The 202-nt window shown below is 32.2% G+C and carries 1 protein-coding gene; it reads left to right on the top strand.

What is annotated here, in order from left to right; translation table 11 throughout:
- A partial coding sequence (locus L977_RS24900; protein WP_231563501.1) for a phage baseplate upper protein occupies nucleotides 1-202 on the top strand: 202 nt, incomplete at both ends.

Genomic DNA, 202 nt, shown 5'->3' with positions numbered 1-202 from the left:
GAACATTACTTGATAATGGAGGCGAAATTGATTTGACTGGCCATTCATTAAAACTTACATATCAATATACTAATAGCAGTAATTCAGGTTTTGTTATGATTCCTCCTGAAAACTTAACTAAGGGAGAGTTTATTTTAGTAATTCCTACCGAAATGACAGAAACTGGAGTTATTGAAGCGAACTTAATACTTCTCAATGAAGA

The sequence above is a fragment of the Enterobacter sp. ZOR0014 genome, from assembly GCF_000798855.1.
Taxonomy (GTDB): Bacteria; Pseudomonadota; Gammaproteobacteria; order Enterobacterales; family Enterobacteriaceae; genus Enterobacter; species Enterobacter kobei.
The sequence above is the reverse complement of the archived record's forward strand: the minus strand, read 5'-3'. Positions and strand labels throughout refer to the sequence as shown.